This is a genomic window from Streptomyces sp. NPDC101165 (assembly GCF_044768135.1).
Lineage (GTDB): Bacteria > Actinomycetota > Actinomycetes > Streptomycetales > Streptomycetaceae > Streptomyces.
This window is the reverse complement of sequence record NZ_JBIWPG010000017.1, coordinates 1-22,285: the sequence shown is the minus strand read 5'-3', so window position 1 is coordinate 22,285 and position 22,285 is coordinate 1. Positions and strand designations below refer to the sequence as shown.

Annotated in this window: 15 protein-coding genes and 1 pseudogene; 12 read left to right on the top strand and 4 right to left on the bottom strand. The window is 70.3% G+C overall.

Annotation, left to right across the window (positions count from 1 at the left end; all coding sequences use genetic code 11):
- The first annotated feature begins 491 nt into the window (after positions 1–491).
- Together ACIRVH_RS31805 and ACIRVH_RS31800 are read left to right on the top strand one after the other, a co-directional pair.
- Positions 492–665 carry a hypothetical protein gene (locus ACIRVH_RS31805; protein WP_403960318.1) on the top strand — a complete coding sequence of 58 codons (174 nt, stop codon included), beginning with the start codon at positions 492–494 and terminating at the stop codon, positions 663–665.
- Between the two features lie 390 nt (positions 666–1,055).
- Positions 1,056–1,423, top strand: a pseudogene (locus ACIRVH_RS31800) (tyrosine-type recombinase/integrase); the annotation flags it as partial.
- A 20-nt stretch (positions 1,424–1,443) separates the two neighbouring features.
- Here ACIRVH_RS31800 and ACIRVH_RS31795 read toward each other — a convergent pair.
- On the bottom strand, positions 1,444–2,541 hold the full coding sequence (locus ACIRVH_RS31795) for a CAP domain-containing protein (RefSeq protein ID WP_403960315.1): 1,098 nt from the start codon (positions 2,539–2,541) through the stop codon (positions 1,444–1,446).
- A 186-nt stretch (positions 2,542–2,727) separates the two neighbouring features.
- Here ACIRVH_RS31795 and ACIRVH_RS31790 point away from each other — a divergent pair, with 186 nt between their 5' ends.
- From ACIRVH_RS31790 to ACIRVH_RS31775, 4 genes are all read left to right on the top strand, one after another.
- Positions 2,728–3,009, top strand: coding sequence for an acylphosphatase (locus ACIRVH_RS31790; RefSeq protein ID WP_386576500.1), 282 nt, complete (start codon positions 2,728–2,730; stop codon positions 3,007–3,009).
- 382 nt (positions 3,010–3,391) lie between these two features.
- A complete protein-coding gene (locus ACIRVH_RS31785; RefSeq protein ID WP_067004905.1) occupies positions 3,392–3,595 on the top strand; it encodes a hypothetical protein in 204 nt (67 codons plus the stop codon).
- Positions 3,596–3,839: 244 nt separating this feature from the next.
- A complete protein-coding gene (gene smc / locus ACIRVH_RS31780) occupies positions 3,840–7,427 on the top strand; it encodes a chromosome segregation protein SMC (RefSeq protein ID WP_403960311.1) in 3,588 nt (1,195 codons plus the stop codon).
- A gap of 203 nt (positions 7,428–7,630) precedes the next feature.
- Entirely contained in the window at positions 7,631–9,049 is a 1,419-nt protein-coding gene (locus ACIRVH_RS31775) for a sugar porter family MFS transporter (RefSeq protein WP_403960308.1), read from the top strand.
- A 250-nt stretch (positions 9,050–9,299) separates the two neighbouring features.
- Here ACIRVH_RS31775 and ACIRVH_RS31770 read toward each other — a convergent pair whose 3' ends face one another.
- A complete protein-coding gene (locus tag ACIRVH_RS31770) occupies positions 9,300–10,271 on the bottom strand; it encodes an LLM class flavin-dependent oxidoreductase (protein WP_403960305.1) in 972 nt (323 codons plus the stop codon).
- A 54-nt stretch (positions 10,272–10,325) separates the two neighbouring features.
- Complete coding sequence (locus tag ACIRVH_RS31765) at positions 10,326–11,801, bottom strand: cytosine permease (protein WP_403960303.1); 1,476 nt, start codon at positions 11,799–11,801, stop codon at positions 10,326–10,328.
- A 172-nt stretch (positions 11,802–11,973) separates the two neighbouring features.
- On the opposite strand from ACIRVH_RS31765, the gene ftsY reads away from it, so the two are divergent.
- A complete protein-coding gene (ftsY, locus tag ACIRVH_RS31760) occupies positions 11,974–13,176 on the top strand; it encodes a signal recognition particle-docking protein FtsY (RefSeq protein ID WP_403960300.1) in 1,203 nt (400 codons plus the stop codon).
- A 128-nt stretch (positions 13,177–13,304) separates the two neighbouring features.
- Here the strand turns inward: ftsY and ACIRVH_RS31755 are convergent, their stop codons facing one another.
- The gene (locus tag ACIRVH_RS31755) at positions 13,305–13,967 is read right to left on the bottom strand and encodes a bifunctional DNA primase/polymerase (protein WP_403960298.1); all 663 of its coding nucleotides are present in this window, start codon (positions 13,965–13,967) and stop codon (positions 13,305–13,307) included.
- Positions 13,968–14,424: 457 nt separating this feature from the next.
- On the opposite strand from ACIRVH_RS31755, the gene ACIRVH_RS31750 reads away from it, so the two are divergent.
- The 5 genes from ACIRVH_RS31750 (at position 14,425) to ffh (ending at position 22,041) form a co-directional block, all read left to right on the top strand.
- Complete coding sequence (locus ACIRVH_RS31750) at positions 14,425–15,909, top strand: hypothetical protein (protein ID WP_403960295.1); 1,485 nt, start codon at positions 14,425–14,427, stop codon at positions 15,907–15,909.
- Positions 15,910–16,251: 342 nt separating this feature from the next.
- Positions 16,252–17,595, top strand: a complete 1,344-nt coding sequence (locus ACIRVH_RS31745; RefSeq protein ID WP_403960293.1) for an ammonium transporter — start codon at positions 16,252–16,254, stop codon at positions 17,593–17,595.
- On the top strand, positions 17,592–17,930 hold the full coding sequence (locus ACIRVH_RS31740; protein WP_403960290.1) for a P-II family nitrogen regulator: 339 nt from the start codon (positions 17,592–17,594) through the stop codon (positions 17,928–17,930). Before ACIRVH_RS31745 ends, ACIRVH_RS31740 begins: the two co-directional genes overlap by 4 nt.
- A gap of 26 nt (positions 17,931–17,956) precedes the next feature.
- On the top strand, positions 17,957–20,407 hold the full coding sequence (locus tag ACIRVH_RS31735; protein WP_403960288.1) for a [protein-PII] uridylyltransferase: 2,451 nt from the start codon (positions 17,957–17,959) through the stop codon (positions 20,405–20,407).
- Positions 20,408–20,490: 83 nt separating this feature from the next.
- Positions 20,491–22,041 carry a signal recognition particle protein gene (gene ffh / locus ACIRVH_RS31730; RefSeq protein ID WP_403960285.1) on the top strand — a complete coding sequence of 517 codons (1,551 nt, stop codon included), beginning with the start codon at positions 20,491–20,493 and terminating at the stop codon, positions 22,039–22,041.
- Positions 22,042–22,285 lie beyond the last annotated feature (244 nt).

The window sequence follows — 22,285 nt, the reverse complement described above, 5'->3', positions numbered from 1 at the left end:
GCCATGTAATCGATCAACGCTGCGACCTGCGACTTAGCTGTCGATGGTTGTCAGCGTTGGTCGTCGTTGAGCACCCTCGGACGGCCCGGAGACGGCCCCGAACGGTGTTGGGTGCGGCCCCAGACGTTAGAGCCCCGCCTTAGGGGCAAGGTTGGGTGATCACGGGTGTGAACTGTGGATTTCCTAGCTTGGGCAGAGCCCGCCGGGACTCACCTCTGTGTACCTCGGTTCCCCGTGAGTCCCCGTCCGTTCTGGCGCGAGAGTGGCACGACCCTACTTGCCATGCCCCCTCGACCGTCGGCCGGCCACCCCGCCACGGCACCACTTCAGGGATCGATCCCCTGGCCGTAGGCGAGTCCGGCTGCCACTACAGGCAAAACGGTCATAAAATCTGCATCAATGGGCGTAAACAGACACGAAACGGAATAAAGTGGGCACTGTGCAGCCAAGGGGTGCATCACCGGGACAGTCCCGACGCCAGGAGAATCTCAATGACCTACGGAACGATGGCCGCTCCCGAGTCCAACCCCCGCGCCAACGCCGCTTTGGCTGCCGACTGCGAGGTGTGCAACGGCTGGGGAAGCGTGATCACTTTCCAGGGGCGGCACGAACTGTGCCAGGCCTGCCAGTCCCCCACCGAACGCGAGTGCCACGAAAGCAGCTGATTTCAGGGGGTGTTAGGTCCATGCGTGCATTCTGGATCAACAACTTCTGTCCATGTGCGGGTCGCACCCGACAGAGCGGTCGGCGTAGCGACTTTGGCCGGGAGCTGCTTTGGCGCGAGTGATCATGGCCCCGTAAGCTTCCGGCGCGTCGGGCAGTCTGTGGACCTGCCCGGTAAAGCACGACGTTGGGGCCATGATCTTCGAGGCTCGCGCCAAAGTGGCTGGCTAAAGTCGCGGAGCCGACCGCCCCAGCCGCGACGTGTTCTGACCTCATGCTCCGTGTGTCTGCCTCTTGGGCGGGAGCGGGCGGCCGGCGGTGCCGAGCGGGGCGGAGACATGAGCGCGGGCGCCGCCGGCCGCCCGCTCCCGCCCGGAGGAGCGACGCGACGACGGGTGCTTGACGGGCCGCCGGTGACGGCATCGCTGATCTTCACCGGCTCCATGGGGCTGGCACTGGACCGGAACCGCTTCAACCATCGCGTCTGGCGGCCGGCACTTCGGGCGGCGGGCGTCGAAACTGGGCGGGACAACGGCATGCACGCCTGCGGCACTTCTACGCCTCGGTGCTGCTGGATGCGGGGGAGAGCATCAAGGCTCTCAGCGAGTACCTGGGCCACCATGACCCCGGCTTCACGCTGCGGACGTACACGCACCTGATGCCGTCGAGCGGGACCCGGACCCGGGCCGCCGTGGATCGCGTCTTCGCGGATGAGGAACCCACGGATGACGGCTCGGACACGGCCCAGGAGGGTGCTTAGCCGTCTGACCTGCGGCTATCTCAGTAGCCGAAGTCCTGCGTCCACCAAGGGCCGTCCGAGCCGAGGTGCACGCCGACTCCCAGGGTCTTGAAGTCGCAGTTCAGGATGTTGGCGCGGTGGCCGGGGCTGTCCATCCAGGCCTGCATCACGGCTGCCGCGTCCGTCTGGCCGCGGGCTATGTTCTCGCCGCCGAGGTCGGCGATGCCCGCCTTCGCGGCCCGGTCCCACGGGGTGGCCCCGTCCGGGTCGGTGTGGTCGAAGAAGTCGCGCGCGGCCATGTCGTCGCTGAACGCCTCGGCCAGCCTGGTCAGCGAGGAGTTCGCCGCCAGCGCGCTGCACCCGACCTTCGCCCGCTCCTCGTTGACGAGCTTCAGCACCTCCGCCTCGGCGGCGGCCTGGGCCGACACCGTCACCGGCGCCGAGGACGCCGTTGGTGCCTTGGGCCCCTTGTGCGACGGGGTGTGCTTCGGCTTGGTGGCCGGCTTCGGCTTCTTCGCCGGCTTCTTCGGCGGGGCGGCCGGGGCCGAGGCGGACTCGGAGGCGGAGGCCGACGCGGACGGGGTCGGCGACGCAGAGGGCGCGGTGCCACGGCTCGAGGACGAGCCGCCGACCGGGCTGTCCGCGCTGCCCGAGGTGCCGCCCTGCTCGGTGGTGGTGTTGCTGGGGGAGTTCGCGGCCTGCACCCCGTCGCCGCCGGTGGTGTGCGAGCCGCCGCCGAGCTGGTAGTGCTGCAGGCCCGGCACCGCACCGGTGGTCACCGCGACCGTGCCGAGGGCGACGGCGGCGGAGATCCCGAGCAGACCCGTGCGCACCGGCTTCGCGACCTTCTTGCGGTGGCGGTGGCCATGGGACGGACCGCCGGCCGGGCTGAACCCGCGGCCGCCGGAGGCGTTCCACGACGACTGGCCGTCCATCGCGAACAGGTAGGCCGTGCTCCTGGCGTTGGCCTCGGCGTACGCCTCCGGGTTCAGGTACGGCGCGATACCCATGGGGACGCGGTCGCCCACGTACGAGTCCAGCGGGTCTTCGCCACGCGTGACGGGGCGGTTCGTGTGGGTGACCCCCGTGGCGCGGTCCGGGGCGCCGCGGCCGGCGGCGGAGCGTCGGTGGCGTCCCATGTCCTTGCCCTCTTCTCGTCTCGCGGGGTCGACCCGGCGCCCGGCGCCTCGGTGGCGATTGACCTCCGGTCAACCCAACTCACTCGATCCAGTGAGTTTCATATGAGATTCATTGGGTCGGGACGGTACCCCATACGAGTGAGGCGGGAAGTGTTCCGAGTGACTTTGGCCCGTTAGGTTGCACCCATGAGCGAGGATGTTCGACTGGTTGCCTGGGTCCGTGGACGCGTCCAAGGTGTGGGTTTTCGCTGGTTCACGCGGGCCAAGGCGCTGGAGATCGGCGGTCTGAGTGGTTTTGCTCTCAATCTGGGCGACGGCCGCGTCCAGGTGGTCGCGGAAGGACCGCGCGTGGGCTGTGAGGGACTGCTGGACTGGCTGGGGGGCGGCGACACGCCCGGGCATGTGGACGGTGTCACCGAGATCTGGGACACACCTCGCGGCGGCTACGACGGCTTCGCCATCCGCTGACCCGATTCTGTAAAGCCCCGCAGGCCGACCCGTGGCGATCTGCCTCGGGCACATGCCCGGAGCAGAAATGGGCTGGTGGTTGCCAAGAAGAGCGAGGCATGGCAGGCTCCCCCGGAACAGCTGATCGTCACGCCCTGAGGGCCCCGCAGGAGCAGCAGCGCCGCCGTTCGTAGGTCGCGCGCCCCGGGTTTGCCCGCCAATACAGGGTGTGATCGTGTTGACCGTCAAACTTTTTGGTGAGACGCTGAAAGCCCCGCGCACCTTAGCTGTTTGGCATGTAAGAACGGCAGAGCAACACTCGAGTGTGCCAAGCACCGCGGGTGCGAATCCCTCACGACCCACACCGCATCGGTCGGTCACTCAGTGTGGAGGACCATCCATCATGGCAAAGGCGCTTCTCGGTTACGTCGGCGGCTCCGACCCTCGACTCCTCGCCGAGATGCGACGGCTGCAGCAGCGTGTCCAGGACCTGGAGTCCGAGCTCGGACGCATCCAGGCGGAGAACGACGCGCTGACGGCTGCCGCCTCTCAGGACAGGATCATGGAGAGCATCGACGCACACCAGGCGGAGCCTGCGCTCACCTGATCGCTGCATCAGCTCCACAACAGCAGTCGCAGCGGTTGGGCTGCCCGTAATCAACCGCACAGTTGTCAGACGACTGAGACCCAGCCGTCAGAGCTGCAAGGGACGCTTCGGCGTCCCTTCTTTCTTTCCCCCGCATCCTTTCACTGTCTTTAACGTCTGGTGTGCCCTGCATGTTCAATGGCGAAACCGTGGGGTTGCGAGTGTTCGTGGAGTGAGATAGCGGCGGAAGGTAGAGTCCAGCGGCGTGCACCTCAAGGCCCTGACCCTCCGCGGGTTCAAGTCGTTCGCCTCGGCGACCACACTCCGGTTCGAACCGGGTATCACGTGTGTCGTCGGCCCGAACGGCTCGGGCAAGTCCAACGTCGTGGACGCGCTCAGCTGGGTCATGGGCGAGCAGGGCGCCAAGTCGCTGCGCGGCGGCAAGATGGAGGACGTCATCTTCGCCGGCACCACCGGCCGCCCGCCGCTGGGCCGCGCCGAGGTGTCCCTGACCATCGACAACTCCGACGGGGCGCTGCCCATCGAGTACGCCGAGGTCACCATCACGCGGATCATGTTCCGCAACGGCGGCAGCGAATACCAGATCAACGGCGACACCTGCCGTCTCCTGGACATCCAGGATCTGCTGTCCGACTCCGGTATCGGCCGCGAGATGCACGTCATCGTCGGCCAGGGCCAGCTCGACTCCGTCCTGCATGCGGACCCGATGGGCCGCCGCGCCTTCATCGAGGAGGCCGCGGGTGTGCTGAAGCACCGCAAGCGCAAGGAGAAGGCGCTGCGGAAGCTGGACGCGATGCAGGCCAACCTCGCGCGCGTGCAAGACCTCACCGACGAGCTGCGCCGCCAGCTCAAGCCGCTCGGCCGCCAGGCAGCCGTAGCCCGCCGGGCCGCCGTCATCCAGGCCGACCTCCGCGACGCGCGCCTGCGCCTGCTCGCCGACGACCTCGTACGACTGCGCGAGGCTCTGAAGACGGAGATCGCCGACGAGGCGGCCCTGAAGGAGCGCAAGGAAACCGCAGAGCAGGAGCTGAAGAAGGCGCTCCAGCGGGAGGCCCTGCTGGAGGACGAGGTACGGCAGCTCACCCCGCGCCTCCAGCGCGCCCAGCAGACCTGGTACGAGCTGTCCCAGCTGGCCGAGCGGGTGCGCGGCACGATCTCGCTGGCCGACGCCCGGGTGAAGAGCGCCACCTCCGCACCCCCGGAGGAGCGGCGCGGCCGCGACCCCGAGGACATGGAGCGCGAAGCCGCCCGTATCCGCGAGCAGGAGGCCGAGCTGGAGGCGGCCCTGGAGGCGGCCGAGCGGGCCCTGGAGGACACGGTCGCGCACCGTGCCGAGCTGGAGCGTGAACTGGCCGTCGAGGAGCGGCGCCTGAAGGACGTGGCCCGCGCGATCGCCGACCGCCGCGAGGGTCTGGCTCGGCTCAACGGCCAGGTCAACGCGGCCCGTTCGCGAGCCGCCGCGGCCCAGTCCGAGATCGACCGCCTGGCCGCCGCCCGCGACGAGGCACAGGAACGTGCCGTCGCCGCCCAGGAGGAGTACGAGGCCCTCAAGGCCGAGGTCGACGGTCTCGACGCCGGCGACGCGGACCTGGCCGAGCAGCACGAGGCGGCGAAACGGCAGCTCGGCGAGGCCGAGTCCGCGTTGAGCGCGGCCCGCGAGGCGGCCACCGCGGCCGAACGCAGGCGCGCCGCGACCCAGGCCCGCCACGAGGCGCTGGCGCTGGGCCTCAGGCGCAAGGACGGCACCGGCATACTGCTCGGCGCCCGGGACCGCCTCACCGGAATCCTGGGCCCGGCCGCGGAACTGCTGACCGTGACCCCGGGCTACGAGATCCCCCTGGCCGCAGCCTTCGGCGCGGCGGCCGACGCCATCGCCGTGACGACACCGGCATCGGCGGCCGAGGCGATCCGGCTCCTGCGCAAGCAGGACGGCGGGCGCGCGGCGCTGCTGCTGGCGGGGGCGCCGGAGGGCAGCGGTTCGAGGGAGCACGGCCCCGACGCCTTCGCCCCGGGCAGCCCCGGCCCCGAGGGACATCCGTTCGCCGCCGACCTGGTCCGCGGCCCCGCCGAACTCATGCCCGCCGTACGCCGCCTGCTGCGCGGCATCGTCGTCGTGGGCACGCTCGAAGACGCCGAGGATCTCGTCTACGCCCACCCCGAGCTGACCGCCGTCACCGCCGAGGGCGATCTGCTCGGCGCGCACTTCGCGCACGGCGGGTCGGCCGGGGCGCCCAGTCTGCTGGAGGTACAGGCCTCCGTGGACGAGGCCGCCGCGGAGCTGGAAGAGCTGGCGGTGCGGTGCGAGGAACTCACCGAGGCGCAGCACGCGGCGGCCGCGCGGCGCACCGAGGCCGCCGCGCTCGTGGAGGAGCTGGGGGAGCGGCGCCGGGCCGCCGACCGGGAGAAGTCGGCCGTGGCCCAGCAGCTGGGGCGGCTCGCCGGGCAGGCGCGCGGTGCCGCCGGAGAGGCCGAGCGGTCCACGGCGGCGGCGGCGCGCGCGCAGGAGGCCCTCGACAAGGCCGTACAGGATGCCGAGGAGCTGGCCGAACGGCTGGCCGTCGCCGAGGAGATGCCGGTCGAGGAGGAGCCGGACACCTCGGTGCGGGACCGGCTCGCGGCCGACGGCGCCAACGCCCGGCAGACCGAGATGGAGGCCCGGCTCCAGGTCCGTACGCACGAGGAGCGGGTGAAGGGGCTCGCCGGGCGGGCCGACTCGCTGGACCGCGCCGCCCGCGCGGAGCGCGAGGCACGCGTGCGTGCCGAGCAGCGGCGGGCGCGGCTGCGGCACGAGGCGACCGTGGCGGAGGCCGTCGCCTCCGGTGCACGCCAGCTGCTCGCGCATGTCGAGGTGTCGCTGGCGCGCGCCGAGCAGGAGCGGGCCGCGGCCGAGGCCGCCAAGGCCACGCGGGAGCGGGAGCTGAGCGCCGCGCGCACCGCCGGCCGCGACCTCAAGGCCGAGCTCGACAAGCTCACCGACTCCGTGCACCGCGGCGAGGTGCTCGGCGCCGAGAAGCGGCTGCGGATCGAGCAGCTGGAGACCAGGGCGCTGGAGGAGCTGGGCGTGGAGCCCGCGGGGCTCATGTCCGAGTACGGCCCCCATCAGCTCGTACCGCCGTCCCTGCCCGCCGAGGGCGAGGAACTGCCGGAGGACCCCGAGCACCCGCGCAACCGGCCGAGGCCGTTCGTGCGCGGTGAGCAGGAGAAGCGGCTCAAGGCCGCCGAGCGCGCCTACCAGCAGCTCGGCAAGGTGAACCCGCTCGCCCTGGAGGAGTTCGCCGCGCTGGAGGAGCGCCACAAGTTCCTCAGCGAGCAGCTCGAAGACCTGAAGAAGACCCGCGCAGACCTGCTCCAGGTGGTGAAGGAGGTCGACGAGCGCGTCGAGCAGGTCTTCACCGAGGCCTACCGGGACACCGCCCGCGAGTTCGAGGGCGTCTTCAGCCGGCTGTTCCCGGGCGGCGAGGGGCGGCTGATCCTGACCGACCCCGACAACATGCTCACCACGGGCGTCGACGTCGAGGCCCGCCCGCCGGGCAAGAAGGTCAAGCGGCTCTCCCTGCTGTCGGGCGGCGAGCGGTCGCTGACCGCGGTGGCGATGCTGGTGTCGATCTTCAAGGCCCGGCCCAGCCCGTTCTACGTCATGGACGAGGTCGAGGCCGCCCTGGACGACACCAACCTCCAGCGGCTGATCCGGATCATGCAGGAGCTGCAGGAGTCCTCGCAGCTGATCGTGATCACGCACCAGAAGCGCACGATGGAGGTCGCCGACGCGCTCTACGGCGTGTCCATGCAGGGCGACGGCGTGTCGAAGGTCATCTCTCAGCGCCTGCGCTAGACAAACCACTCAAGATCAACTGACTCGATGTTCACTTCTTGAACACAGAACCCTCGGGCCTATCTTAAAGCTCACAGCAGTCGGTCTATTGACTTCGAAACTTGAAGGCATAGTCTCTGCAACGTTGCTTTTACCTTCAGGTGTCACTACCTGAGAGGGCTCACCCCCACCCGGCAGCGTTGCCGTGGCCCGAGGAGTTTTCCGTGACCAGCACAGCGCAGGCACCTCAGCAAGGAGCCAGGACGGCTCACCCCGAGCATCTCGGGCACGTCATCTTCATCGCGGCGGCGGCCGCGATGGGCGGCTTCCTGTTCGGCTACGACAGCTCCGTGATCAACGGCGCCGTCGAGGCGATCCGTGACCGTTACGGCATCGGTTCCGCGGCGCTCGCCCAGGTCATCGCCATCGCCCTGATCGGCTGTGCCGTCGGTGCCGCGACCGCCGGCCGCATAGCCGACCGGATCGGCCGTATCCGCGTGATGCAGATCGCCGCCCTGCTGTTCACGGTCAGCGCCGTCGGCTCGGCCCTGCCCTTCTCGCTGTGGGACTTCGCCCTCTGGCGCGTCGTCGGCGGCTTCGCCATCGGAATGGCCTCGGTCATCGGCCCCGCCTACATAGCCGAGGTCGCCCCGCCCGCGTACCGCGGCCGCCTCGGCTCCTTCCAGCAGGCCGCGATCGTCATCGGCATCGCCATCTCGCAGCTGGTCAACTGGGGCCTGCTCAACGCCGCCGGCGGTGACCAGCGCGGCAAGCTGATGGGCCTGGAGGCCTGGCAGGTCATGCTCGGTGTGATGGTCGTCCCGGCCGTGCTGTACGGCCTGCTCTCCTTCGCGATCCCCGAGTCCCCGCGCTTCCTCATCTCCGTCGGCAAGCGTGACCGTGCCCGCGAGATCCTCGCCGAGGTCGAGGGCCAGGACCGTGACCTGGACGCCCGTGTCGCCGAGATCGAGCAGGCGATGAACAGCGAGCACAAGTCCACCTTCAAGGACCTGCTCGGCGGTGGCTTCTTCTTCAAGCCGATCGTCTGGATCGGTATCGGCCTGTCGGTCTTCCAGCAGTTCGTCGGCATCAACGTCGCGTTCTACTACTCCTCGACGCTGTGGCAGTCGGTCGGTGTCGACCCGACGGACTCGTTCTTCTACTCCTTCACGACGTCGATCATCAACATCGTCGGCACCGTGATCGCGATGATCTTCGTGGACCGCATCGGCCGCAGGCCGCTCGCGCTCATCGGCTCGGTCGGCATGGCCGTCGGCCTCGCGCTGGAGGCCTGGGCGTTCTCCCACCACCTGGTCGACGGCAAGCTGCCCGCGACGCAGGGCTGGATCGCCCTGGTCGCCGCCCACGTGTTCGTCCTCTTCTTCGCCCTGTCCTGGGGTGTGGTCGTCTGGGTCATGCTCGGCGAGATGTTCCCGAACAAGATCCGCGCCGCCGCCCTGGGCGTGGCCGCCGCCGCGCAGTGGATCGCCAACTGGGCCATCACCGCGAGCTTCCCGTCGCTGGCCGACTGGAACCTGTCCGGCACCTACGTGATCTACACCGTCTTCGCCGCGCTCTCCATCCCGTTCGTCCTGAAGTTCGTCAAGGAGACGAAGGGCAAGGCGCTGGAGGAGATGGGCTAGGTCCCACAGTCCCGAGGAGACGGGCCAAGTCCCCGCTGCCCGGCTCCTCGTACCGTCCGTCGCCCCCGCTCGGCCACTGGCCGGGCGGGGGCGACGGTGTGTCGTACGGGCGTGGTCACCAGATGAGGACGCGGGCTCCGAGCCGCTGGTCACGCAGTGTCGCCGCCTCGATGTTGTTCTCCATCCAGTCGCCGTCCAACAGGGGGAGGTGACGGGCGCCCAGCGAGCACACCACGTCCGAACCCCCTGCTCAGCCCCCCAGCGCCGGAAGCACCCGCTCCGCGAACAACCGCAGGCTGCGCCAGCCCTCCTCCACTGGCATCCCGCCCGCCAGCGGATGCAGGACGAGACTGTCCAGCCCCTGCGCCACGCACTGCTCCGGCGTGAGGATCCGGTACACGCCCTCGGCGCGCAGCTCCTCGACCGTCGTGGCCGCCGACCGCACCGCCGAGCGGATGTCGCCGGACTGCCAGGAGGCGTAGGTGCGGGCCTCGTGCAGGAAGTGCCCGCCGTACTCGGACCACGCCCGGTCCGGGTCCTCGGCGAGGTGCAGCAGCGGGGTCTCGGCCGCCGGCATCATCGTCCAGCCCGCGGTGCCGAACACGGTGAGCTGTTCCTTGTAGTACGCCTCCAGCTCCGGCAGATGCGCGCTCGGGAAGAACGGCAGACCGAGCCGGGCGGCTCGGCGGGCGGCGGCCTTCGACGAGCCGCCGACCAGCAGCAGGGGGTGCGGATCGGTGTACGGGCGCGGGGTGAGCCGTACCGTACGGCCCCGGTACGTGAACTCCTCGCCGGTCCATGCCTGCAGCAGGGTCTCCAGCAACTCGTCCTGCAGCCGGCCGCGCCGCTTCCAGTCCACGTCGAACAGGGCGTACTCCTCGGGCCGGTAGCCGATCCCGGCCACCGTCACCAGCCGTCCGCCGCTGAGCAGATCCAGTACGGCGATCTCCTCGGCCAGCCGCAGCGGATCGTGCAGCGGGCCGATCACCGCCGACACCGTCACCGCGATGTTCCGGGTCGCCCCGAACACCGCGCCCGCGAAGGCGAACGGCGACGGCAGCCAGTTGTCGTCGACGCCGTGGTGCTCCTCGGTCTGGACGGTGGTGATCCCGTGCTCGTCCGCGTACGCGGCCATCTCCAGAGCCGCCCGGTAGCGGGCGGCGAGGGAGGCGGGGGCGGCGCTGGGAGCGACGAGGTTGAAACGCACGACCGTGACGGGCATGGGAAGTCCCCCTCCGGTACTGCTCGGTGGAGGGGGACGGTAGCTGACGGAGCGTCAGACGGCCAGAGGCTCGGCCTCCTCGGCCTCCTCGGCCTCCTCGACCTCTTCGGCCTCCTCCGCCGTCTGCGGTGTGACCACCGCGGGCTTCGGCAGGGCCAGGTACAGCAGGCCGGAGATCACGATCGTGGCGACCCAGCCGAGGCCGTACTCGCCGATGACGTTGTTCTTGGCCAGCGGGCCGGTGAACCAGTCCGAGGTGGTGAACATCAGGCCCGCTGCCAGGCCGATCGCCCAGGCTGCCACCGCGGCCGGGGAGAAGCCGCCCCGGTACCAGTAGGCGCTGGTGCGGGTGGTGTCGGTGATGGCCGCGCCGTCGTACTCGGTCCGGCGGAGCATGTCCGCGCCGAACACGCCGACCCACGCGGAGAAGGCCACCGCGAGCAGGGAGAGGAAGGCGATGAAGGAACCCAGGAAGCTGGTCGCCACCAGCATCAGCACCCCGCCGAAGACCAGCGAGATCACGGCGTTGACCGAGACCGCCCAGTGCCGGGGCGCCTTGATGCCGAGGGTCTGCGCGGTGAAGCCGGCCGAGTACATCGACATGGAGTTGATCAGCAGCATGCCGATCAGCGCGATCAGCAGGTACGGCACCGCGATCCAGGTAGGCAGGATCTCGCCGAGGAAGGAGACCGGGTCGGAGGCCGAGGCCAGGTCCGGGGTGGAGACCGCCATCACCGCGCCCATCAGCACCATCGGCAGCACGACGATGCCGGCGCCGCCCACCGCCGTGCCCACGATCGCCTTCGACGACGCCGTGCGCGGCAGGTAGCGGGTGAAGTCGGGTGCCGACGGGATCCAGCTGACGCCACCCGCCGCGATCATGCCGATACCGGTGATCACCGCGGCCGTGGAACCGGCGCTGTGGTCCATCACCTTCGACCAGTCGGTGTTCACGGCCAGGTACACCAGCACCAGCACCGAGAAGATGCCGAAGAAGTAGGTCGCGTACTTGTTGCACTTCTGGACGGCGTTGATGCCCAGCCCCGAGATCGCGAAGGTCGCGACCACGAACGCCAGCAGCATCACCAGGTCCAGCACACTGTTGGCCTTGATGCCGCACACGATGTCCAGGATGGTGAGCATCGCGTAGGCGCCGGTCACCGCGTTGATCGTCTCCCAGCCCCAGCGGGCGACCCAGATCAGCGCACCGGGCAGCAGATTGCCGCGCTGCCCGAACACCGCGCGCGACAGCGCCATGCCGGGTGCCCCGCCGCGCTTGCCCGCGACGCCGATCAGCCCGACCAGGCCGTACGACACGACCGGCGCGGCCACCGCGACGACGAGCGCCTGCCAGATGTTGAGGTGGTACGCGACCACCAGACTGGCGCCCATGGTGAGCAGCAGCACGCTGATGTTGGCGCCGACCCAGGTCGGGAACAGCTCCCGGGTTCTCGCGGTGCGCTCGTGGTCGGGTACCTGCTCGATGCCGCGGGTCTCGAGAGCGCCTTCGGTCTCGGCTGTCTTGCTCATGAAAGACGGTGCCCTAAGGGTGGGGGGACAGGGGACGTGGGGACTCTACGCGCGTTGACGGAACCGGTGCCATCGTACTTTGATATGAGTCATGCCTTAAGGGGGCCTTTGTCCCTCGGAGGAAGCGACAAGCAGGGTTCCGCCGTAACCCATGGCTGATACTGGACGGGTTATGGAAACCGTCATCCTTGCTGTAGTCATCGCCGTGGTCGTGCTCGGCGCGCTCGGCGGGCTCATCGTCGGCAGCCGGCGCAGGAAGCCGCTGCCCCCGCCGCCGCCCGCCGCGCCCGACATCACCGCGCCACCGGCCGAGCCGCATGTCGGCGACGAGGCCGAGACGCCGCGCGACGAACCGCGCCGGACGATCGAGGAGGTGGATCTCCCCGGCGGCTCGGCACCGGTCGCCGTGGAGGAGCCCCCCACTGTCGAGGCTCCCGAGATCGAGATCCCGGAGCCCACCGCCGGGCGGCTGGTCCGCCTGCGCGCCCGCCTGTCCCGCTCGCAGAACGCCCTGGGCAAGGGCCTGCTCACGCTGTTGTCCCGCGAGCACCTCGACGAGGACACCTGGGAGGAGGTCGAGGACACGCTGCTCACCGCCGACGTCGGCGTGCTGCCCACGCAGGAGCTGGTCGAGCGGCTGCGCGAGCGCGTGAAGGTGCTCGGTACCCGCACCCCGGAGGAGCTGCGCGGTCTGCTGCGCGACGAGCTGCTCAAGCTCGTCGGCACCGACGTCGACCGCACGGTCAAGACCGAGCCCGAGGACCGCAAGCCCGGCATCGTGATGGTCGTCGGCGTCAACGGCACCGGCAAGACCACCACCACCGGCAAGCTCGCCCGCGTCCTGGTCGCCGACGGCCGTACCGTCGTCCTCGGCGCCGCCGACACCTTCCGTGCCGCCGCCGCCGACCAGCTGCAGACCTGGGGCGAGCGCGTCGGCGCCTACACCGTGCGCGGGCCGGAGGCCGGTGACCCCGCCTCCGTCGCCTTCGACGCGGTCAAGGAAGGCAAGGAGATGGGGGTCGACGTCGTCCTCATCGACACCGCAGGGCGTCTGCACACCAAGACCGGCCTGATGGACGAGCTGGGCAAGGTCAAGCGCGTGGTCGAGAAGCACGCGCCGCTGGACGAGGTGCTGCTCGTCCTCGATGCCACCACCGGCCAGAACGGTCTGGTGCAGGCCCGGGTGTTCGCCGAAGTCGTGGACATCACCGGCATCGTGCTGACCAAGCTGGACGGCACGGCCAAGGGCGGCATCGTGGTCGCGGTCCAGCGCGAGCTGGGCGTGCCGGTCAAGCTGATCGGCCTCGGCGAGGGCGCGGACGACCTGGCGCCGTTCGAGCCGGAGGCGTTCGTGGATGCCCTTATCGGTGAGTAGGCACGTCCCGAATGCGGCAGCTGATCGCACGCAGGAACGTTCCTAGGTGCTGGTCGGGCCGCGAGAAGCCCCGCCCCCAAGGTGCAGTTGGGGACGGGGCTTCGCCATGTGCGCCGCGGATTCGGCCGTCAGGCCCGCGCCCGCGACCGGTGCGCCACATATGCCAGCGTGCCCAGCAGCAGCCGTGCCGCCGGAGGCCGGGTCGCCGAGTCCAGGGCCGGCGGGCGCAGCCAGCGCACCGGGCCGCGGCCGCCCCGGTCGGAGGGCGGAGCGGTGATGTACGTGCCCGGACCGAGGCCGCGCAGGTCCAGGGCGGACGGGTCGTCCCAGCCCATGCGGTAGAGCAGCTGGGGGAGCTCGGCGGCGGCGCCGGGGGCGACGAAGAAGTGGGCGCGGCCGTCCGGGGTCGCGGTGACCGGGCCGAGCGGAAGGCCCATGCGTTCGAGACGGACCAGGGCGCGGCGCCCGGCGGGCTCGGCGACCTCGACGACGTCGAACGCGCGGCCGACGGGCAGCATCACGGACGCGCCCGGGAACTCGGCCCAGGCCTTGGACACCTCGTCGAGCGTGGCCCCGGCCGACACCTGCGGCGCGAAGTCGAGCGGGTGTGCGCCCGGCGCCGCACAGTCCGGGTGCCCGCAGGAGCAGGCGCCCGCCGCGGCTCGTGCGCCCGGCACCACGTCCCAGCCCCACAGCCCGGTGAACTCGGCGACGGCGGTGCACTCCGACGAGCGGCCGCGCCGACGCGTGCCGGAGCGGATCTCGCGGATGCCGCCGATCGTGAAGCCCATGCCCCCTCCAACGGGTCCAGCGCGCCGGTGGTTACGACACGGAGCGAGACGGAAGCGGAACGTGACGCTACGTCTCCGCCTCCCCTCGCCCCGGTGAGGCCAAGGCGGCGCTTTGCAGCGCCAGGGGTGGCGCATGGGAGTTCGCGCGCCCCTGCGCGCATCACTCCGCCCACTTCCGGCCGTCCTATGTCAAGTGAATCGCGAGGAGGCCATCGTGAGTTCATTCGAAGGGGTGGCGAATGGTGGCGTTTCAGGGATCGCCATGGCTGGACGGGTGATCGTAGGATTACTGTGAGTGTGCGAGTCCGGGGGGCATATGCACCCGTGGGTATGCCGGAGGCGAGTCGTCATCTCGTTCGAAGGGTGAGAACCAGCGGACGAGAGGCCGTATTTACCGGCATTCTGATAGGGCTTGGCGCATTCGGCGACAAGTGGTCTCAGGGATGGGGGCGTTCCAGTGGGCGGCAACGGCGGTAGCGGGATGAACGCTGACAAGCGCCCCAACGAGCTGCTCGGTTCGTGGTTCGTGCGCAGTGGCTGGTCCAAGGGCGAGCTGGCCCGTCAGGTGAACCGCAGAGCACGCCAGTTGGGTGCCAACCACATCTCCACGGACACCTCGCGGGTCCGCCGCTGGCTGGACGGGGAGAACCCGCGCGAGCCGATCCCGCGGATCCTCTCCGAGCTGTTCTCGGAGCGCTTCGGCTGTGTCGTCTCCATCGAGGACCTCGGTCTGCGCGCCGCCCGTCAGTCACCCTCCGCGTCCGGCGTCGACCTGCCCTGGACGGGTCCGCAGACCGTGGCCCTGCTCAGCGAGTTCTCGCGCAGCGACCTGATGCTGGCGCGGCGCGGCTTCCTCGGGACCTCGCTGGCCCTGTCCGCGGGCCCGTCCCTCATCGAGCCCATGCAGCGCTGGCTGGTGCCGGCCCCTTCCGCGCCGGTCCCGTCCGAGGCCGAGTTCGAGCCCGTCTTCGAGTCCCGCAGGCCCGGCCGGCTGTCCAAGCCCGAGCTGGACCTGCTGGAGTCCACCACCCGGATGTTCCGCCAGTGGGACGCCCAGTGCGGCGGCGGCCTGCGCCGCAAGGCGGTCGTGGGTCAGCTGCACGAGGTCACCGACCTTCTCCAGGAACCCCAGCCCGAGGCCACCGCCCGCAAGCTCTTCAAGGTCGCCGCCGAGCTGGCCGAGCTGGCCGGCTGGATGTCGTACGACGTCGGGCTCCAGCCCACCGCGCAGAAGTACTTCGTCCTCGCCCTGCACGCCGCCAAGGAGGCCGGCGACAAGCCGCTCGGCTCGTACATCCTCTCCAGCATGAGCCGTCAGATGATCCATCTCGGCCGGCCCGACGACGCCCTGGAGCTGATCCATCTCGCCCAGTACGGCAGCCGTGACTGCGCGAGCCCGCGCACCCAGGCCATGCTGTATGCGATGGAGGCCCGCGCGTACGCCAACATGGGCCAGCCCGGCAAGTGCAAGCGGGCGGTCCGGATGGCCGAGGACACCTTCACCGAGGCCGACGAGTGGGACGAGCCGGACCCCGACTGGATCCGCTTCTTCTCCGAGGCCGAGCTGTACGGGGAGAACTCCCACTCCTTCCGTGACCTCGCCTACGTCGCCGGACGCAGCCCCACCTATGCCTCGCTGGCCGAGCCGCTGATGCAGCAGGCCGTGGACCTGTTCGCCAAGGACAGTGAGCACCAGCGGTCGTATGCACTGAACCTGATCGGCATGGCCACCGTGCACCTGCTCCGACGCGAGCCCGAGCGCAGCACGGAGTTCGCCTCGCAGGCCATGGGCATCGCCAAGAAGGTCCGCTCGGAGCGTGTGAACACTCGTATTCGAAAGACGGTCGACACGGCCGTGCGCGACTTCGGCGATCTCGGCGCCGTCGTCGACCTCACCGACCAGCTCGCCGTCGACCTCCCGGAGACCGCCGAGGCCGTCTGACAGCGCAGGACACGCATGCCCCGGCCGCGGCCGGTCCTCCCGAACTGCCCGACTCGGCTCCCCCATGCCAGGTCATCGGAAGGCCCGCCGCGGCCGGCCCTTTTCCGCCGGAGGGATCCTCCGGAGAAGGTTGCGCCACGATAACGATCCCGCGGTCAGGTATCTCGCACTTCATCTACGCGTAACACGCCAGGCGCCTTCGTCACCCCGGCGAAACAACGAGGGGCTTCCACCGAAACCGCGCTGCGCCAATCTCTTGGCGCATAACCGGCCCACCCCTCACTGACCGGACCGCTCAGGCACCGCCCGCACGGGGCCGTACCAACCGACGAGGAGACGCCGATGGCATCAGCCATCACGCTTGCCGCGGAGGCACCCAAGCTGTCATCCGCGAACACAGGCTTCATGCTCATCTGTTCCGCCCTGGTGCTCCTCATGACCCCGGGCCTGGCCTTCTTCTACGGAGGCATGGTCCGCGTCAAGAGCACCCTCAACATGCTGATGATGAGCTTCATCAGCATGGGCATCGTCACCATTTTGTGGGTGCTCTACGGCTTCTCCCTCGCCTTCGGCACGAACAACAGCCTCATCGGCTGGAACTCCGACTGGTTCGGCCTCAGCAACATCGGACTGACGGAGCTGTGGGACGGCTACAGCATCCCGATCTTCGTCTTCATGGTCTTCCAGATGATGTTCGCCATCATTACACCGGCCCTGATAAGCGGCGCTCTCGCGGACCGCGTCAAGTTCTCGGCCTGGTCGCTCTTCATCGCCCTGTGGCTCACGGTCGTCTACGTGCCGGTCGCCCACTGGGTCTGGGGCGCCGACGGCTGGGCCTACAAGCTCGGCGTGATCGACTTCGCCGGTGGTACGGCGGTCCACATCAACGCGGGTGCCGGGGCGCTCGGCGTGATCCTGGTGATCGGCAAGCGTGTCGGCTTCAAGAAGGACCCGATGCGCCCGCACAGCCTCCCGCTGGTCATGCTCGGTGCCGGTCTGCTGTGGTTCGGCTGGTTCGGCTTCAACGCCGGCTCGTGGCTCGGCAACGACGACGGCGTCGGCGCGCTGATGTTCGTCAACACGCAGGTCGCGACGGCCGCCGCCATGCTGGCCTGGCTCGCCTACGAGAAGATCCGGCACGGCGCGTTCACCACGCTGGGCGCCGCCTCGGGTGCGGTCGCCGGTCTGGTCGCGATCACCCCGTCCGGTGGCGCGGTCTCCCCGCTCGGCGCGATCGCCGTCGGCGCCATCGCCGGTGTCGCCTGCGCCGCAGCCGTCGGTCTGAAGTTCAAGTTCGGCTACGACGACTCGCTCGACGTCGTAGGCGTCCACATGGTCGGCGGCATCCTCGGTTCCCTGCTGATCGGCTTCTTCGCCACCGGAAAGGGCCAGTCCACCGCGACCGGTGTCTTCTACGGCGACCACAGCTGGACCCAGCTGTGGAAGCAGTGCGCCGGTGTCGGCGCGGTCCTCGCGTACTCCCTGATCGTCTCCGCGGTCCTCGCCTTCCTCCTCGACAAGACCATCGGAATGCGGGTCACCGAGGACGAGGAGATCTCGGGCATCGACCAGGCGGAGCACGCCGAGACCGCATACGACTTCAGTGGCACCGGCGGCGGTGTCATCGGATCCGCCGCCCACGCCCCGGCCGCGGCCGCCGCGCAGACCAAGAAGGTGGACGCATGAAGCTCATCACCGCCGTCGTCAAGCCCCACCGGCTGGATGAGATCAAGGAGGCCCTGCAGGCCTTCGGCGTCCACGGGCTGACGGTCACCGAGGCAAGCGGTTACGGTCGTCAGCGGGGCCACACCGAGGTCTACCGCGGTGCCGAGTACACCGTCGACCTGGTCCCCAAGATCCGCATCGAGGTGCTGGCCGAGGACGACGACGCCGAGCAGCTGATCGAGGTCATCGTCAAGGCGGCCCGCACCGGCAAGATCGGTGACGGCAAGGTCTGGTCCCTGCCGGTCGAGGCGGCCGTACGAGTCCGTACCGGCGAGCGCGGCCCGGACGCGCTCTGACACGACAGAAGGACAGGAGTCGCTGGGTGACGGGTACGGATGTGCGGAACGAAGCGGATGACTCGGGACCCAGCGGCTACGCGGCGGCCCGGCTGCGCCTCCTCACCGAGGGGGCGCGGTCCGGGCCGCCGCGCCGTGCCGCCCTCGCCGAACTGACCGACGACTGGCTCGCCGGACTCTTCACGGCGGCGGCCGACGGACTCAAGGGCGTCTCCCTCGTCGCCGTCGGCGGCTACGGCCGCGGCGAGCTGTCCCCGCGCAGCGATCTCGACCTCCTGCTGCTGCACGACGGGAGCGACCCCGGCGCGGTCGCCGCCCTGGCCGACCGTCTCTGGTACCCCGTCTGGGACCTGGGCCTCGCCCTCGACCACTCCGTGCGCACCCCCGCGGAGGCCCGCAAGACGGCCGGAGAGGATTTGAAAGTCCAACTCGGCCTCCTGGACGCCCGCCATCTCACCGGCGACCTCGGCCTCACCGCCGGACTGCGCACGGCCGTGCTCGCCGACTGGCGCAACCAGGCGCCCAAGCGCCTCCCCGAACTCCAGGAACTCTGCGCCGACCGCGCCGAACGCCAGGGCGAGCTGCAGTACCTCCTGGAGCCCGACCTCAAGGAGGCCCGCGGCGGCCTCAGGGACGCCACCGCCCTGCGCGCCGTGGCCGCCTCCTGGCTGGCCGACGCCCCGCGCGAGGGCCTCGCCGACGCCCGCCGGCGCCTGCTCGACGTCCGGGACGCCCTGCACCTGGCCACCGGCCGGGCCACCGACCGGCTCGCACTGCAGGAACAGGACCAGGTCGCGGCCGAGCTGGGCCTGCTGGACGCCGACACCCTGCTGCGGCAGGTCTATGAATCGGCGCGCGTGATCTCGTACGCCAGTGACGTCACCTGGCGCGAAGTGGGGCGTGTGCTGCGCTCGCGCGCCGTCCGCCCGCGCCTGCGCGCCATGCTGGGCGGCGGCAAGCCGGTCGCCGAGCGCTCCCCGCTGGCCGAGGGGGTGGTGGAGCAGGACGGCGAGGTGGTGCTCGCCCGGACCGCACGCCCCGAGCGCGACCCCGTGCTCCCGCTGCGCGCCGCGGCCGCCGCGGCGCAGGCCGGACTCCCGCTCTCGCTGCACGCCGTACGGCGCATGGCCGCCACCGCGCGCCCTCTGCCCACGCCCTGGCCCGCCGAGGCCCGCGAACAGCTGGTGACCCTGCTCGGCTCCGGCCGCCCGACCGTCGACGTCTGGGAGGCCCTGGAGGCGGAGGGCCTGATCAGCAGCCTCCTGCCGGACTGGGAGCGGGTCCGCTGCCGCCCGCAGCGCAACGCCGTCCACATCTGGACCGTGGACCGGCACCTGATCGAGACGGCGGTCCGCGCCTCCGAGCTGACCCGCCGCGTCAGCCGCCCCGACCTGCTCCTCGTCTCCGCCCTGCTGCACGACATCGGCAAGGGCTGGCCCGGCGACCACTCCGTGGCCGGCGAGATCATCGCCAAGGACGTGGCAGCCCGGATCGGCTTCGACCGCGCGGACGTGGCGGTGCTGTCGACCCTCGTACGGCACCACCTCCTGCTCATCGAAACGGCCACCCGGCGCGACCTGGAGGACCCCGCCACCGTCCGCTCGGTCGCCGAGGCCGTCGGCACCCAGAGCACGCTGGAACTCCTGCACGCCCTCACCGAGGCGGACGCCCTGGCCACCGGCCCGGCCGCCTGGTCGTCCTGGCGCGGCTCCCTCGTCGCCGACCTCGTACGGCGTGTCTCCGCCGTCCTCGCCGGGGACGCCCCCGAGGAACCCGAGCCCGCCGCGCCCACGGCCGAGCAGGAACGCCTCGCCATCGAGGCCTTCCGCACCGGCAGCCCGGTCCTCGCCCTGCGCGCGCAGAAGGAGCCGGTGCCCGAGGAGGAGGCCTCCGGCACGCCCGAGCCGCTCGGCGTGGAGCTGCTGATCGCCGTACCGGACCAGCCCGCCGTGCTGCCCGCGGTCGCAGGCGTCCTCGCCGTGCACCGCCTGACCGTCCGCACGGCCGAGCTGAGCGCCCTGACCCTGCCCGACGACGTCGACGACGGCTCGGTCCTGCTGCTGAACTGGCGGGTCGCGGCCGAGTACGGCTCCCTGCCGCAGGCCGCCCGGCTGCGCGCCGACCTGGTCCGCGCCCTCGACGGCTCCCTCGACATCGCGGGCCGCCTCGCCGAGCGGGACGCGGCCTACCCGCGCCGCCGCGGCTGGGTGGCCCCGCCGCCCCGTGTGACGGTGGCCCCGGCGGCCTCCCGCCACGCCACGGTGATCGAGGTACGGACCCAGGACGCCCCCGGACTGCTGCACCGGATCGGGATGGCCCTGGAGAAGGCCGGGGTACGGGTGCGCAGCATGCACGTCAGCACCCTGGGCGCCAACGCCGTCGACGCGTTCTACGTCACCACCGGAGCGGGCGCACCCCTGCCCGGGCCGGACGCGAACTCGCTGGCCCGGGTCCTCGAGGAGACCCTGAGAGGATGACCCTTCCCCGATGAGTTCGCCGCCGGGATACCCTGGAGGGCGATTCCCAGCAGCCATCACCGACCCCGAGGACCGCGAGCGCCGTGTTCGACACTCTCTCCGATCGCCTGTCAGCGACTTTCAAGAACCTGCGCGGCAAGGGACGGCTCTCCGAGGCGGACATCGACGCCACCGCGCGCGAGATCCGGATCGCGCTCCTCGAGGCGGACGTGGCCCTGCCCGTCGTGCGCACGTTCATCAAGAACGTCAAGGAGCGCGCGCTCGGCGCCGAGGTCTCCAAGGCGCTGAACCCGGCCCAGCAGGTTCTGAAGATCGTCAACGACGAACTCGTCACCATCCTCGGTGGCGAGACCCGGCGGCTGCGCTTCGCCAAGCAGCCCCCGACCGTGATCATGCTGGCCGGTCTGCAGGGTGCCGGTAAGACCACCCTCGCGGGCAAGCTCGGCAAGTGGCTCCAGGAGCAGGGCCACTCGCCGCTGCTCGTCGCCGCCGACCTCCAGCGCCCCAACGCCGTCAACCAGCTGAGCGTCGTCGCCGAGCGCGCCGGTGTCGCGGTCTACGCCCCGGAGCCGGGCAACGGCGTCGGCGACCCGGTCAAGGTCGCCAGGGACTCCATCGAGCACGCGCGGACCAAGGTCCACGACATCGTGATCGTGGACACCGCCGGCCGTCTCGGTATCGACCAGGAGATGATGCAGCAGGCCGCGGACATCCGCGACGCCGTCTCTCCGGACGAGATCCTGTTCGTCGTCGACGCGATGATCGGTCAGGACGCCGTCAACACCGCCGAGGCCTTCCGCGACGGCGTCGGCTTCGACGGCGTGGTGCTCTCCAAGCTCGACGGTGACGCCCGCGGTGGTGCCGCCCTGTCGATCCGCCAGGTCACCGGCAAGCCGATCATGTTCGCGTCGAACGGCGAGAAGCTCGAGGACTTCGACGCGTTCCACCCGGACCGCATGGCCTCCCGCATCCTCGACCTGGGTGACCTGCTCACCCTGATCGAGCAGGCGGAGAAGACGTTCAGTCAGGAAGAGGCCGCCAAGATGGCCTCCAAGCTGGCGTCGAAGAAGGGCCAGGACTTCACCCTGGACGACTTCCTGTCCCAGATGGAGCAGGTCAGGAAGATGGGCTCCATCTCCAAGCTGCTCGGCATGCTCCCGGGCATGGGCCAGATCAAGGACCAGATCAACAACCTGGACGAGCGGGACGTCGACCGCACGGCCGCGATCATCAAGTCGATGACCCCGGGCGAGCGCCAGGACCCGACGATCATCAACGGCTCGCGCCGCGCCCGTATCGCCAAGGGTTCCGGTGTCGAGGTCAGCGCGGTGAAGGGCCTCGTGGAGCGGTTCTTCGAGGCCCGCAAGATGATGTCCCGCATGGCCCAGGGCGGCGGCATGCCCGGCATGCCGGGGATCCCGGGCATGGGCGGCGGCGCCGGCCGGCAGAAGAAGCAGCCGAAGCAGGCCAAGGGCAAGCAGCGCTCCGGCAACCCGATGAAGCGCAAGCAGCAGGAGCTGGAGGCGGTCCAGCGCCGCGAGGCGGCCGCTCAGGGCGGCGGCGCCTTCGGACTGCCGCAGCAGGGCGGTAAGGACTTCGAGCTCCCGGACGAGTTCAAGAAGTTCATGGACTGAGTGCCCGTAGTACGTCCCTGGGGGCGCCCCTCTCCGGAGGGGCGCCCCCAGTCGTATCTGCATGTGCCGGTACCGGATTCTCGCCAACCTGCTGATCTCACTGGCGCCCATGCTGCCGTCGACACCCAGGACCCCGTCGACCCGTCCCGCGTGCCCTAGGTGTATTGACCCGCAGGGTTGTTCACACGGCTGATGGGTGGCCGGCCGCCCAGTGCGGTGTGGCAGCGGTGGTGGTTGTAGGTGT

Coding starts and splice junctions, on each gene's coding strand:
- ACIRVH_RS31805 (WP_403960318.1), top strand. CDS start 492: ATGACCTACGGAACGATGGCCGCTCCCGAGTCCAACCCCCGCGCCAAC.
- ACIRVH_RS31795 (WP_403960315.1), bottom strand. CDS start 2,541: ATGGGACGCCACCGACGCTCCGCCGCCGGCCGCGGCGCCCCGGACCGC.
- ACIRVH_RS31790 (WP_386576500.1), top strand. CDS start 2,728: ATGAGCGAGGATGTTCGACTGGTTGCCTGGGTCCGTGGACGCGTCCAA.
- ACIRVH_RS31785 (WP_067004905.1), top strand. CDS start 3,392: ATGGCAAAGGCGCTTCTCGGTTACGTCGGCGGCTCCGACCCTCGACTC.
- ACIRVH_RS31770 (WP_403960305.1), bottom strand. CDS start 10,271: ATGCCCGTCACGGTCGTGCGTTTCAACCTCGTCGCTCCCAGCGCCGCC.
- ACIRVH_RS31765 (WP_403960303.1), bottom strand. CDS start 11,801: ATGAGCAAGACAGCCGAGACCGAAGGCGCTCTCGAGACCCGCGGCATC.
- ftsY (WP_403960300.1), top strand. CDS start 11,974: ATGGAAACCGTCATCCTTGCTGTAGTCATCGCCGTGGTCGTGCTCGGC.
- ACIRVH_RS31755 (WP_403960298.1), bottom strand. CDS start 13,967: ATGGGCTTCACGATCGGCGGCATCCGCGAGATCCGCTCCGGCACGCGT.
- ACIRVH_RS31745 (WP_403960293.1), top strand. CDS start 16,252: ATGGCATCAGCCATCACGCTTGCCGCGGAGGCACCCAAGCTGTCATCC.
- ACIRVH_RS31740 (WP_403960290.1), top strand. CDS start 17,592: ATGAAGCTCATCACCGCCGTCGTCAAGCCCCACCGGCTGGATGAGATC.